We start from the raw sequence: 13,382 nt of genomic DNA, 5'->3' as shown, positions 1-13,382 counted from the left end.
TTCCTCGGGTACTTCTCACTTGAAACATTCGAATGAATTTTTGGGAGTGCCACACGATGAGTTCGATCTTGACCCTGAACCAAGTTTCCCGGCAATTTGGTGAGACCCGCGCGGTGGACCAAGTCACGCTATCCATCGAGCCGGGCCAGTTTGTTGGCGTCATCGGCCGGTCTGGTGCCGGTAAATCTACTATGTTGCGGTTGATCAATCGCCTTATCGATCCCACTTCGGGGTCGATTTCTTTTGGGGATCTTGAGGTTTCATCTCTCAAGGGCAAAGCGCTGCGCCATTGGCGGCGCGATTGCGCGATGATCTTTCAACAGTTCAATCTGGTCGACCGCTTGGACGTTTTGACCAATGTATTGATCGGTCGTTTGGCCGAGCATGGGTTTTTATCCTCTATGGCGATGCGGTTCACCGACGAAGAACGCGCTATGGCCATCCAAGCTTTGGATCGTTTGGATTTGGTGCCGCAAGCCTTGCAACGCGCAGGTACGCTTTCAGGTGGGCAACAACAACGCGTCGCCATTGCCAAGGCCTTGGTTCAAAACCCTAAAATCATGTTGGCAGATGAACCTATTGCATCGCTTGATCCAGCCAATGCTTCGTTGGTGATGGATGGTTTGAAAACCATCAACCGCGAAGACGGCATCACCGTTTTGGTCAATCTGCACACACTCGACACAGCACGCGCTTACTGTGACCGCATCATCGCGATGCGTCAGGGCCGCGTGTTTTTTGATGGGACCGCTGCGCAGCTCACAGATGATGTTGTGCGCGACATCTATGGTCTTGAAGGCTTGAAAGAATTCAACGCCGACATCACGTCGACCGCGATCCGAACACCTATACACGCTTAATCACTCAACGCTTACAAGGAGATATCCACATGCGTTTTATCACAGCTACAGCCCTTATCGCTCTTATCGCCGTTCCCGCCTTGGCCGAAGGTTGGAAAGATGACTACCAAGTCGTTAAATTCGGCATCTTGTCTGGCGAAAACGAAAAAGACCGTATCGCACGCTACACACCGTTCGAAGACTACTTGGAAAAAGAACTCGGTGTTGAAGTCGAAATCTTCACAGCCGGCAACTATGATGGCGTGATCCAAGCGCTCGCAGCTGACCAAATCGAATTCGCGTTCTTGGGCTCCTCTTCCTACGCGGCAGCTTACACAGCGACAAACGGCGGCGTTACACCCTTGGTGTCTCGTGTGCAAAATGACGGCTCAACCGGCTACTATTCTATCATCGTGACACGTTGTGACAGCGGCTTGAACGACTTGGCCTCTTTGGAAGGCAAAGTCTTGGCCTTTGCTGACCCGGATTCCACATCTGGTTATGCTGTGCCTTACTTCAACCTGTCCAAAGAACTTGATCCTAAAACCTACTTCGCAGCCATCCCTTTCTCTGGCTCCCATGAAGCGGGCGTTCAGGCGGTTGTAAACGGCACGTTTGATGCGGCAGCCACTTACACAACCAACGAAACCAATGGCGTTATTCAAAAGATGGTCACCAAAGGCATGATCAAAGAAGGCGAAGCATGTCCGATCTGGCAGTCTCCTGAAATCACATCTGGTCCATTGGCTGCACGTTCAAACCTGCCGACCGGTCTGATCGAAGCCATGACAACTGCCGTGATGGAAATCCCTGAAAAAGATCCAGCAGCCTTCAAAGAAATGTCTGGTGGCGAAGATTCAACTCAAAAAGGTTGGGTCAAAGTTGATAAAGAGCGCTACCAATGGATCGTTGAGATGCGTGAGTGGATCAAAAACGAGCGCCGTAACGCGAACTGAGTTTGACCCAATAAAAGGGGGGCCATCTGGCCTCCCTTTTTCCTTTTTGGAAGGCATCTCGATATGACCATGACCGCCGACAGTCCCCGCGACACTCCTGAGAAAATCTCTAGGATCAAAACCTTTGAACAAGACTTTGCAACCAAGCGTCTGCGATCGAGGCGCGCTTGGATCATCGGCAGTGTTCTGTTTTTGGTGGCCTTTGCCCTGACAAGCTGGCTGGGTGATTTCTTTAAATACACGCAAGTCAGCCTGCCAGGCGGAGCACGCGAATGGCGCTGGATCATTCCCGCGGGGATCCCACGCCTTGGGGAATATATCTCGCAAACCATCCCCACCCTGCGCTGGGACAGTTTTGGCAGTGATTTCGCCGAATGGTTTTGGCGTTGGAAAATTTGGGGCCGGCTGCTGGTGGAAACCATTTTGATCGCCTTTATGGGGACAGCCTTTGGTGTCTTCGGCGGGTTTGCTTTGTCTTTTCTTGCTGCAAGAAACCTATCGCCAAACAAATGGATCCTCTGGGCGGCGCGGCGCTATCTTGAGATTGCGCGCACCGTACCTGAACTTGTTTGGGCTTTGATTTTCGTTTTTTGTTTTTCGGTCGGGCCCTTGGCTGGCGTTTTGGCCATCGGGCTGCACGCAACGGGCTCTTTGGGCAAGCTCTACTCTGAAGTGAATGAGAACATCGATATGCGCCCGCTTGAAGGTGTTAAGGCCTCGGGCGGCAGTTGGTTCGATCAAATTCGCTATGGCGCTGTGCCACAGGTCTTGCCCAACATCATCAGTTACACTTTGCTGCGATTTGAAATCAACGTGCGTTCCAGTTCGATCATCGGCTACGTCGGCGCCGGGGGCTTGGGGCAAGAGTTTCGCACGGCGATGTCGTTTCAAGAATACGCAGACCTGTCGGCCCTTTTCGTGATCATTGTCTTAACCGTGATGATCATCGACTACGGATCAGAAAAACTACGCCATCGCATGATTGGTATGGAGGCACGGACATGAGCTTGACGTTGGATGAAATCGAGGCCGCCAAAGCGCGTTTGCCACTGGCTTTTAAAGCGCCTTTGTCCTTGCGGATCAAACGCGGCGCACTGTGGGTCGGCTTCATTGGGCTGTTTTGCTATTGCCTTTGGGCCTTCGATTTTAACCCCGCTCGCATTTGGAACGGCTTGGATCGATTGGGCACTGTCTTAGGCTTTATGTTCCCGCCCCATATCTGGGACAACTGGCCTGAGTTTTCGGAAATTCTAAAGGGCTTGGGCGAGACCCTGTCCATCGCGTTCATGGGCACGCTTTTGGGCGCAATCATCGGATACCCTCTGTCGTTTTTGGGCGCGAAAAACATCAACCGCTTTACCTTTTTGCGCCAAGCTGCGCGGCGTGGCTTTGATGTGATCCGCGCCTTCGAGACCTTGATCCTCGCGCTGATTTTTATTCGCGCCTTTGGTCTTGGCCCTTTGGCCGGCATCTTAGCGATTGCGGTCAGCGAGATCGGCACCTTCGCAAAAATGTTCTCAGAGGCCACAGAAAACACTTCTGAGAAACCAGTCGAGGGTGTGAAAGCCTCGGGCGGCTCACGCATTCAGCAAATTCGTTTCGCAATTGCACCACAGGTGAACCCAGTGATCTTGTCTTTCCTTTTGTACCAATTCGAATCCAACGTGCGATCTGGTACGATTTTGGGCATCGTCGGGGCAGGGGGCATCGGCTTTTTGCTTTCGGATCGCATCAGTGCGTACAAATGGGATGAAGCTTGGTCGATCATCTTTTTAATTATCGCCATGGTCTATGTGATCGATCACCTCTCTGGCTTGATCCGTCAACGCATCACCGGCAAATTCGAGGGCGCGAAGTGACCGCTTTGCGGCGCGACCCAGTTTGCCCAACCCCTCACACACTGGAGACATCGCCATGAGCGGCGCAGGATCAAAACATCTTTTAAGCGAAACCCCCACCATTCATCCCGAGGCCCAAGTCGCAGATTGTGAGCTTGGCGCTTGGACAGAAGTGGGCAAGGGCACGATGATGAAGTCATCGCAGATGGGCGATTATTCTTACATCACGCAGAACTGTCATGTGGTTTGGAGCACCATCGGCAAATTCTGTTCCATCGCCAATGCGGCGCGGATCAACCCCGGAAATCACCCGACATGGCGCGCCATGCAGCACCATTCTGTCTATCGCGCCGAAGCCTATGGGTTGGGCGAGGATGATCATGACTTTTTTGAATGGCGCAAAGACCATTGGGTCACCATCGGTCATGACGTTTGGATCGGCCACGGGGTGACCATCACTGCAGGTGTGAGCATCGGCACGGGCGCTGTGATTGGCGCAGGCGCTGTGGTTTCACGCGATGTTGCCCCCTATACAGTCGTTGGCGGCGTGCCTGCACGGCTGATCAAACGGCGGTTTTCTGAGGCGCAGGCCGAGGCCTTGCTCGAGATTGCTGTCTGGGATTGGTCGCGTGAAAAATATAAAGCAGCCCTCCCAGATATTCGAGCCTTAAGCATAGATGAGTTCATTGAAAAATTCCGTCCTTAACACCCCGCTTTCATTTGGCTTCACCTTAGGCATCGCACTGGCTGGCAGCGCGGCGTTCAAGCTCGCGGGCTTGCCCCTGCCTTGGATGTTGGGCGCGATGACCGCGACCACTGTTGCTGCTATGTCAAACGTGTCATTGCGCAGCCCTGAAAAAGTGCGCCCTGCCGTGACCAGTGTGATCGGCGTGATGCTCGGATCGGGCTTTACGGCTGACACATTTACCCAGTTTGGGCAGTGGTCTTTGTCGCTCCTTGGTCTGCTGGCGTGCATCGGTGTCTCTGCGATGGTTGTGAGCCTGTATTACGTGCGCGTTGGCCGGATGGATCCGGTGACGGCGCTCTTCGCGGCCATGCCGGGCGGGGTCGTTGAAATGATGGAAATCGGCCGCCAGCACGGCGGCGACGATCGCGCCATTATTTTGGCTCATGCTGCCCGCATTGTTTTGGTGATCGCCCTTGTGGCCTTTTGGTTTCGTGTCGTTCTGGGCTATGAGGTCAGCGGCGTGTCTGTATCCTCGCACGGGCAGGCTGGCCCCCTTGATTTTGCGATCCTAACACTGTGCGGCTTGATCGGCGCGTTTGCTGCCTATCGCGCCAAATTTCCGGCACCTGCGTTCCTTGGCCCGATGTTGCTTAGCGCCGGGGCGCATATGCTTGGGTTGACGCAAAGCAGTCCTCCGGCAACGCTGGTGATCTGTGCGCAGATCATTATGGGCACAATCGTGGGGTGCCGCTTTGTCGGAATGCCCGCGATAAAAGTGTTCAAAGCCTTTGCACTCAGCCTCGGGGCAACGCTTTTGATGCTGGCGACTGCGCTTGGGTTTGCTCTGGTCTTGCACGGCCTGCTGGGTCAAACAACAGAGCAAATGCTGCTGGCCTATGCACCGGGCGGATTGACCGAAATGACCTTGGTCGCGCTAACGCTCGGCGGCGATGTGGCCTATATCGCCACGCACCACCTTGTCCGAGTCACGGTGCTTCTGGCGATCGCCGCGCCGCTTTTGGGCCGCGTCGCGAAACGCATTTCGACACGCATTTCGGCTTAGTCGCGCGGCGCCTTGCTCAGCCAGAGCATCGCAAGGCGCCGCGGTCAGTCCTGTTATGGCAAAGCCTGCCTCGGATCAGCAGGCCAGTCCCAAACCTTGCAAATAGGCAAACCCCTTGGGGATGTCCGCCTTGTTGCGCAGCTCAAGCACAAGGTGGGGCGCGCTTTCGCAATATGACAAAGCGCGGAACACGGCATGCCATTCGATCTCACCTTCGCCGGGCGCCCAGTGGCGATCCGCATGGCCGTCAAGATCTTGCAAATGCACATGCTGCAGCTGATGACCCGCGTCGCGCACAAAGTAATCAACGGGCGGCGCGCCTGACATATGCCGCGCCAGATGGGCATGGCCGGTGTCGATGGAGAGCGCGATGGCATCGCTGTTAAAACTGTCGACCATCATGCGCCGCGTGGCGGGATCCACGTCTTGGATATTTTCAATCACCAAAGTGATCCCTTCGATCTCGGCCTGTTTGACAACGGGGCCAAGCACGTCATGGATGCGTCCCAGCTTGTTGGCGCTGTAATCAGCGTGGTTGAGCCGGTTGTTTTGGTACCAAAGCGAATAGGGCGAATGCAGCACCATTTGACGCGCGCCCACAGCGGCGGCGGCCTCAAGGGCTTTTAAAAAACGCGCCGTGATCAACGGGCGCAGCTCTTCATCTTTATTATCGATATCGAGCCCCTCAAAAGGCCCGTGAATACCGAGGCGGCCCTTATGGCCTTTGAGGGCGGATTTGGCCGCAGAGATGAGCTCTTGGCTGTCGCGTATTACAGCAGCATGGCTCATGAAATCTTGCAATTCGATGTCGCGATCCGCGTCAAAAAGCCAATCACGATGGGTCGAAATTTCACTATGGCGCAGACATGCGCCGATCTTGAGAGGGGGCATTGGGTTGTCTCCTTGGGTCAGAAATAAAGAAATAGGTGGCCAGAGCGGCCAGCAGGCACAGCGTCATGGCGGCAAAGGAATACCAGCCACCGAACATTTGCGTGATCCATGCAAACACAAACGGAGCAGAGGCGTTCACGCTTAGCTGTACAAAGGAAATCCAGCCGAGCCGCGCGCCATAGCCTTTCGCGCCAAACAGCGCCAGCGGCAGCGTGCCCCGTGCGATGGTTTTGATGCCATCACCCATGCCGTACAACGCGGCGGCGATGATCACACCTGGCAGGGTGAAGCCAAAAACGAGCAACACGGCAAAGCCGGATAACATCAGAGCCAGACTTAGAAAATACGTAAACATAGGGTACATATTGCGGCTGACCAACATTTCAAAGCCACGCCCGACGGTTTTAAACGGGCCAATAACGGCACCTGCCAAAGCGGCCATGGCCGCGCTGTGGCCCAAATCCTGCACGTTGATCACCCATAGGCTCATCATTGCGCCCATGAGGTATCCCGAAAAGACAAAAGATATGACCATCCACATCATGCCACGCTTGCGCGCCAGTCCGGTCAATTCAGGCCAATCGTCTTGTTCGCGGCTTTGGGGCGCGTCATGATCCTTTTGTGGTCCGCGCAAAACAAAGAAATTGATGGGCACGCAGATAAGCGCCAAGGCCACGCCCATCACGATCCAAGTGTCCTGCCATCCCAGCCAATTGTAGAGGGCCAATGTGAGCGGCCAAAAAATGGTCGAGGCCACGCCGCCGAACAGGGTGATGACCGAAATCGATTTCTTGGCGGGCACGGGCCCATCCAGACGTGCCACGCTGGCAAAGGCCACGTTGTATAAAATGAACATGCCGGCGCCCTCGGCCAGAAGGATTGCAAAAAACAATCCAAACTTGCCTTGGACCGCAGACAGCAGCACCAAGGCGGTCGCGGCCATGGCGGTGCCAAGTGTCATCACATAGCGCCCGCCAAACCGGTCCACCAATGTCCCTGCAATCGGGGAGGCCAATCCGCCGAAGAACAAGCCGAGCGAGAGGATGCCAAACACCGTCGACAGCGACAAAGACAGATCCTCGGCCATATGCGGCAGCAAGACCGCATAGGCGTACATCAACGTGCCATAGCCCATGATCTGGGTTACGCCCAATCCGATGGCTGGCACATAGGGGCTTAAATATTTCAGCATCCGGCAGGCGTGCCGCGATAGGCACAGCGCCCTGCAACCCAAGTGCCCAAAATCGCGGGCGCTTGCCCGTCCGGCCAATCCACCAGAACCAGGTCAGCCCGTTTGCCGACGGCAATGTCGCCTCTGTCCGTCAGGTTCATAGCGCGCGCTGGCCCGCTGGACACAAGCGACCAAAGCGTGCTGCGATCTGCGCGTCGTTCTGTATCAAGGCGGGCGACGGCTGCCAGCATTGCTGGATAAAAGTAATCAGAGGCCAAGACATCGCAGAGTCCCTCTTCGACCATATCACCGGCCCCGAGCGAGCCGATATGACTGCCGCCGCGTGCCGCGTTGGGCGAGCCGAAAATGATCAAATCGCCGTGGTCGCGTGCGGCCTGTACAGCTTCCATCACCATCGGAAATTCAGCAACCTTTGCGCCTAAATCTCGGAAATAACTGCGGGTCTCGCTGCGGGTGTCATCATGGCTGAGCATCGGGACACCTGCGGTGCGGCCAAGTTCAGCGACCCGTTGCACGTTTTTTTCAACATCAGGGCGACGAGCCCAGACCTCACTCAAAAGCTTGATATATGCTTCTTGAGTCATGCCGGAACGATGCGCTTTGGAGGCCGTGCGTTTGACCATGCGCGCGTCATCCAGTGCTGCAATCGAGAAATCCGGTGACAGCTCAAATTCGCGATCTTGAATGGCAACGTCATAGGCGCGCATCGTCATCGAAGTGTGATCGTTGAAGGATAGCGAGGGCTTTAAAGGCGATTGAAGCGCCCACTCAATGGTATCGAGCGCTTCAAAAGCGAAGGTTTCCCAACGCAGTTGCACGCGGTTTTCCACGCTCAAACGCGGCGCAAGATCAATCATCGCCTGCATCAAGTCGCGGCCTCGCTGCACATCGCGCAGCCCCGGCTCCCAGCCCAAGGTGATCGCATGATAGGCGGTCGCAATGCCGTTCGAGGCCAGTTGGCGATCTGTGTCTAGAACAGCGGTTTGGGTTGGGAAAAACACATTCGGACGGGGCATCAATTGACGCTCGAAAGCATCGCCATGCACATCGATCAATGCTGGCGCAAGATACTGACCCTTGGCGTCGATCACGTCGCCTGATACAGCCCCGCCAATGTCGACAATCGTCCCGTCTGAAACGGTCACGGTGGTTTCAAAAAGGCCGTCAGGCAAGAAAACTTTTGCCCCCACAAACGTATAAGTCATTTTAGTCTCTCCAAGCTTAGATGTGGTGTCGAGGCAGCGATCGGTGTGCCGATCATCGCTGCTCTCCTATGATTTTTTTGCGCGCCCAAGTGCTGAAGGCTTCAATACTCAGAACCACAACAGCGATCATCAAAATCACTGTCATCGCTGTTGGATAATCAAAAAGGTCGAACCCGACCTTAAGCTCGATCCCGATGCCGCCGGCACCCACCAGCCCCAAAACTGTTGATGATCTCACAGCTTTTTCAAGCGCATAAAGGGCTGTGGACACGAAAGCGGGCATGGATGCTGGCACAGTGGCGCAGGCAGCAATGTCCACGCGGGTCGCGCCTGTTGCCGTCAATGCCTCGGACGGACCTTTGTCGATGGCTTCCATGTCATCTGCGAAAAACCGACCACAAAACCCAATGGTGTCCAGCGCGATGGCAAGGGTCCCAGCAAAGGGCCCAAGCCCCACAGCAACAACAAACACCAAGGCCCACGCCAGATCGGGCACAGAGCGGATGAACCCCAAAATATTGCGTACGGTGGTGCTGACCACTTGGCCTGCAATCAGACCGCGTGCGGCCAAAAGTGCGATGGGTATTGATAGCGCGACGCCAATAATCGCGCCTGCGAATGCGATCTGAAGTGTTTCAACCATTTTCCAAAAAAGCCGTAATAGCACCCTTGGCTCCACGTTGGGCGGAAAGGCACGGGACATGAAATCGGCGAAACGGGGCGGAGAACTTAGGATCTTGTCGACGGAAAATCCGGCCCCTTGAAAAGACCAGAACACTACGATTATGACGACAGCGTAGATCAAAAAGGAAAACGCCGAGGGCCGCTCGAGCCTCTGCGGCAAAGACGTATCAGTCATAAAGCCCCCTAAGGTCTTGAATGCTCAACGATTGGGCTGTCGCGTCTAGGCGCACTTTGCCAGCCGCCAAACCGAGAACGCGGTCGCCATACTTCAAAGCATGTTCCATGTGGTGCGATGTGAAAATCACCGTCACCCCGTCTTCGCGCATCAAACGGAAAAACAGCTCCATCACCTCTTCGCCGGCAGACGGATCAAGGGAAGCGCAGGGTTCGTCCGCGATCAGCAGTTTGGGTTTGGCGACCAAGGCGCGGGCGATGGCCACCCTTTGGGATTGCCCACCAGACAGCCGGTCTGCACGGCGATCTGCCAAATGAGCCAAACCCACCTTTTCCAATGACGCAAGTGCGGCATGGCGTGCGGTGGCTGGCGCAAAGGATTGCGACCAATAGCGCGGCCCTGAATGTTGGCCTAAAAAACCGTGAATGACGTTTGTTAAAACAGACAGGCGCGGCACCAAGTTGTGCTTTTGCGCCACCAGTCCTGTTTGTGCCCGCAGCCTGCGCATATCGCGTGCGGTGGCTCCGTTCACATGTTGGCCCAGTACCTCAACCGTGCCGCCGCTCACTGGGATCAATCCCACAATGCACCGCAACAGTGTAGATTTTCCGGTGCCATTGGCTCCCACAAGCGCCAAGGATTCGCCTGTGGCCAAACGAAAGCTGACGTCTTGAAAAATAGGTGTTGTGCCGAATGATTTCTTGAGGCCCTTGACGGTGACATCATGCCCCAAAGGCACAAGTGAAGCCGGAGTGCGATGCACCCCGGCTGCGGCCGGACGCTGTTGAGCGTCTGGGTGTGTTGTCATTGGATTACTCACCAATAAAATTGTCAAATTGTGGGTAGCCCGCGTTGGAATACATTGAGCGCACGTAGTCGTAAGCAGAGTCGTCGATCGCCACCAAGTCCATGCCAGAGTATTTTTCATTCTCTTCATGGGCCACGATACCGGCGATAACTGCTTCTTTGTTTGCCAAAATCGCGAGCTTCACAGCCTCAGCTTTTTCAGCCGGAACATGCGCGCCAACCATGATCATGTCATTGGGCAGATCGCCAGAGCGCGCGATCATTTTGAAGAATCCGTATGGCAGGTCTGTTTCTTTATTGCGCACTTGCAGCCAGCTGTTCGCATTGGTGCCGATGGCATCCACATCGCCCGCTTTCAACGCTTCATGGGCGATGTTGCGTTCTGTGTGGATTTTTTCGATATCATTGACTGGATCAACGCCGTGATCTGCCAAAACCTGCATCGGGCACAGCATGTTTGATGTGGAGCCGATGTCACCAAAGGCTACTTTTTTGCCTTTCAGATCTTCAGGCACATTGATGCCGCTGTCTGCGCGTACAACGATGGCACAGTGATAATCTGGGCGGCCCAGACCGATCAACGGTGTCGCGTTCGTCAGCTTGTTGATCACAACATATTCTGCCGGACCGGTGACAACGAAATCGACAGTCTCGCCGCGCAGGGCTTCTGCCGCTGCAGTGCGCGATGGCACGGCAAAAAACTCAAAGCTATCGCCTGTTGCCGCTTCGAGCGCGTCTTTGAATGGACCCCATTCGACAAGAAGGCGCTCCATGCCTTCAACGTCTGTGACGGCAAGTTTGAATGTATCTGCTGATGCAGTTGATGCAGCAATTGAGGACACAGTCGCCAGACTGAGACCGAGAAGGATTGATTTGATTTTCATGACGCGCTCCAAATGAAATTCATGCGGATGAATTTCATTTGGAAGCGAAGGCAGCGTGTCGAAGTTGCGAAATATTTGTGACAGGGTTGGTCGCGTTGGGCATCGGTCAGAGTGCCAAGGCAGCAATTTGCATTTAGAGTTCGTATGCCTTTACACGCGCAGGCTTGGGCATTTGCATAGATAATGGAGTCATTTGAGCACTGCACAGATGTTGATGTCAGCTTGGTCAAAATAAAAAATGCCACGCATCAGTTAAGATGCATGGCACTAAATTATACTTGGCTGTGTCAGCAGTCTTAGTTGAACGTCTCAGGCATCAACATTTGTGGCAGCCAAAGTGCGATGTTGGGGAAGATGATAATCAGCAACAAAATCACCAGCATCGGCAGCAAGATGATGCAAACCTCTTTCATGACCTGCACAACATTCATGCCACCGATCGAGGCCGATATCAGCAAGCACAGTCCGTAAGGCGGCGTCACCAAACCAAAGGCCAGCGACACGATACCGATGATCGCAAACACAACCGGATGAATGTCTGCTGCGGTCGCAACAGGCAAAAGAACTGTGCCAAGGATGATGATCGTCGGGATCGCGTCAATGAACAGACCAAAGAACAAGAACAGGCCAGCAATCACAAGTGCGGTTCCGAAAGGTCCGAAATCAAGACTGGTCATCGCGTCCACGACCAATTGCGGAACGTGGTAGAAGGCAAGCAACCACCCGAAAGCAGAGGCAGATCCAATCGCAAAGAGCGAGATCGAAGCGAACCGACCTGTGTCGTAAAAAATGTGGCCAAGGTCTTTAACGGACACGGTGCGATAGACAAACATGCCGAGGAACAAAGAATACCCAGCTGCGATGATCGCGCTTTCTGTAGGCGTGACGATACCGCCGACAATGCCGCCGATCACAAAAACCGGTGTGAGCATGGCAAGGAACGCGCCTTTGAATGCTTTCCAGATGTCGCACAGCGTTGGTTTGCCAATGATCGGATAGTTGTAGACTTTCGCATAGCCATAAACAGTCGCCATCAGTGCAAGGCCGATCATGATCCCAGGAATGGCACCCGCAAGGAACAACGCCCCGACAGAAGTCTGCATCACGCCGCCCCAAACGATCATCAAGATCGATGGCGGGATGATCACACCCATCACAGACGAACAGGCAGTGATCGCGATGGCGAAACGACGGTCGTAACCTTCTTTGATCATCGCAGGAATCAAGATCTTGCCACAACCCGCAGCGTCAGCGGTGGACGAGCCTGAAATGCCTGCAAACAGCATAGACACAGCAACGTTTACATGGCCCAGGCCACCAGGCATCCAGCCGGTTAAGACGCGGGATAGTTCAATCAGCTTGTCCGTCACTTTGCCGGAATTCATCAAGTTTGCGGCCAGCAAGAAAAACGGCACCGCCAGCAAGATGAACGAGTTGTAGGACTGGAACATGCGGTCCAGCACAATGAAGGGGGTCAGACGTAGCTCAAGCACCACGATCGGCACTGTCGCAATGGCAAGCGCAAAAGCCACGGGAATACGCATGGCGACCAAAAAAATGAAACCGCCCACAAGAATGGCGCAGGCGAGGCCAGTTGTAATAATCATGCTGCGGTTACCGCTCTGTTCTTATAGATTTGAATGGCTTCAAAGAGCCGGTATCCTGCAAACAAAAACCAGACCACACCGGTGATTGGGAGCGAGATATAGGTGATCAACATATTGGCCCGCATCATCACAGAGTGCTGGATGTAGCCGAATTTTGCATACTCAAGCCCGTACCACGCGAAAATAAGCGCGAAGGCCAAGATCATGACTAAAACGAACCCGTTTTGAAGCAAAGTTAGCAAGGGATTTTTGGCATCGGGAAGGACACGCACATCGAAATGTGACCCATCCCAAACAGCAATCATAGCGCCAATCATAACCGTCCAAACAAAGATGAATGTGGCCAGTTCTTCCGTCCAAAGATACACAGGGATCACACCTGTATATCGCGCCAAAACCTGCATTCCGACCGGAATAGCAAGAAGGGCTATCAGCGTGCCCAACAATACTCTCAGCCCATTACAAAGCTGATCAAGCATCCGTCCAATCATTGTAGTCCCCAATCCCTCAAAGAAATGTCGGCGCCTCGAATGGGCGCCGACAATAATATTAT

14 protein-coding genes are annotated in these 13,382 nt (G+C 54.3%); 6 read left to right on the top strand and 8 right to left on the bottom strand.

Annotated features, from left to right (window positions below; all coding sequences use genetic code 11):
- Positions 1-56 precede the first annotated feature (56 nt).
- The 6 genes from phnC to WNY38_RS04990 all read left to right on the top strand — a co-directional run bounded on the left by phnC (position 57) and on the right by WNY38_RS04990 (position 5,384).
- Positions 57-860 carry a phosphonate ABC transporter ATP-binding protein gene (phnC, locus tag WNY38_RS05015; protein ID WP_342856239.1) on the top strand — a complete coding sequence of 268 codons (804 nt, stop codon included), beginning with the start codon at positions 57-59 and terminating at the stop codon, positions 858-860.
- 29 nt (positions 861-889) lie between these two features.
- A complete protein-coding gene (gene phnD / locus WNY38_RS05010) occupies positions 890-1,795 on the top strand; it encodes a phosphonate ABC transporter substrate-binding protein (protein WP_342856238.1) in 906 nt (301 codons plus the stop codon).
- Positions 1,796-1,858: 63 nt separating this feature from the next.
- A complete protein-coding gene (gene phnE / locus WNY38_RS05005; protein ID WP_342856237.1) occupies positions 1,859-2,800 on the top strand; it encodes a phosphonate ABC transporter, permease protein PhnE in 942 nt (313 codons plus the stop codon).
- Positions 2,797-3,654 carry a phosphonate ABC transporter, permease protein PhnE gene (gene phnE, locus WNY38_RS05000; protein ID WP_342856236.1) on the top strand — a complete coding sequence of 286 codons (858 nt, stop codon included), beginning with the start codon at positions 2,797-2,799 and terminating at the stop codon, positions 3,652-3,654. Before phnE (WNY38_RS05005) ends, phnE (WNY38_RS05000) begins: the two co-directional genes overlap by 4 nt.
- Before the next feature lie 55 nt (positions 3,655-3,709).
- Entirely contained in the window at positions 3,710-4,339 is a 630-nt protein-coding gene (locus WNY38_RS04995) for a DapH/DapD/GlmU-related protein (protein ID WP_342856235.1), read from the top strand.
- Positions 4,320-5,384, top strand: coding sequence for an AbrB family transcriptional regulator (locus tag WNY38_RS04990; protein ID WP_342856234.1), 1,065 nt, complete (start codon positions 4,320-4,322; stop codon positions 5,382-5,384). The genes WNY38_RS04995 and WNY38_RS04990 overlap by 20 nt, the downstream gene beginning before the upstream one ends.
- 75 nt (positions 5,385-5,459) lie before the next feature.
- Here the strand turns inward: WNY38_RS04990 and WNY38_RS04985 are convergent, their stop codons facing one another.
- From WNY38_RS04985 to WNY38_RS04950, 8 genes are all read right to left on the bottom strand, one after another.
- Positions 5,460-6,275 (bottom strand): TIM barrel protein, encoded by an 816-nt coding sequence (locus WNY38_RS04985; RefSeq protein ID WP_342856233.1) that lies wholly within the window; start codon positions 6,273-6,275, stop codon positions 5,460-5,462.
- Positions 6,238-7,467, bottom strand: coding sequence for an MFS transporter (locus WNY38_RS04980; protein ID WP_342856232.1), 1,230 nt, complete (start codon positions 7,465-7,467; stop codon positions 6,238-6,240). Before WNY38_RS04980 ends, WNY38_RS04985 begins: the two co-directional genes overlap by 38 nt.
- Entirely contained in the window at positions 7,461-8,672 is a 1,212-nt protein-coding gene (locus WNY38_RS04975) for an alpha-D-ribose 1-methylphosphonate 5-triphosphate diphosphatase (protein WP_342856231.1), read from the bottom strand. The genes WNY38_RS04980 and WNY38_RS04975 overlap by 7 nt, the downstream gene beginning before the upstream one ends.
- A 52-nt stretch (positions 8,673-8,724) precedes the next feature.
- Entirely contained in the window at positions 8,725-9,531 is an 807-nt protein-coding gene (gene phnE, locus WNY38_RS04970; RefSeq protein ID WP_342856230.1) for a phosphonate ABC transporter, permease protein PhnE, read from the bottom strand.
- Positions 9,524-10,339, bottom strand: a complete 816-nt coding sequence (locus WNY38_RS04965) for an ATP-binding cassette domain-containing protein (RefSeq protein WP_342856229.1) — start codon at positions 10,337-10,339, stop codon at positions 9,524-9,526. The genes phnE (WNY38_RS04970) and WNY38_RS04965 overlap by 8 nt, the downstream gene beginning before the upstream one ends.
- Positions 10,340-10,343: 4 nt before the next feature.
- Entirely contained in the window at positions 10,344-11,222 is an 879-nt protein-coding gene (locus WNY38_RS04960) for a PhnD/SsuA/transferrin family substrate-binding protein (RefSeq protein ID WP_342856228.1), read from the bottom strand.
- Between the two features lie 296 nt (positions 11,223-11,518).
- Positions 11,519-12,829: a TRAP transporter large permease gene (locus WNY38_RS04955; RefSeq protein ID WP_342856227.1), complete on the bottom strand. Its 1,311-nt coding sequence runs from the start codon at positions 12,827-12,829 to the stop codon at positions 11,519-11,521.
- Complete coding sequence (locus tag WNY38_RS04950) at positions 12,826-13,320, bottom strand: TRAP transporter small permease subunit (RefSeq protein WP_342856226.1); 495 nt, start codon at positions 13,318-13,320, stop codon at positions 12,826-12,828. Before WNY38_RS04950 ends, WNY38_RS04955 begins: the two co-directional genes overlap by 4 nt.
- Positions 13,321-13,382: the final 62 nt, after the last annotated feature.

The organism is Pacificibacter sp. AS14, assembly GCF_038899935.1.
Taxonomy (GTDB): domain Bacteria; phylum Pseudomonadota; class Alphaproteobacteria; order Rhodobacterales; family Rhodobacteraceae; genus Celeribacter.
Note: the sequence above shows the minus strand (reverse complement) of the source record. Positions and strands in the feature narration are given on the sequence as shown.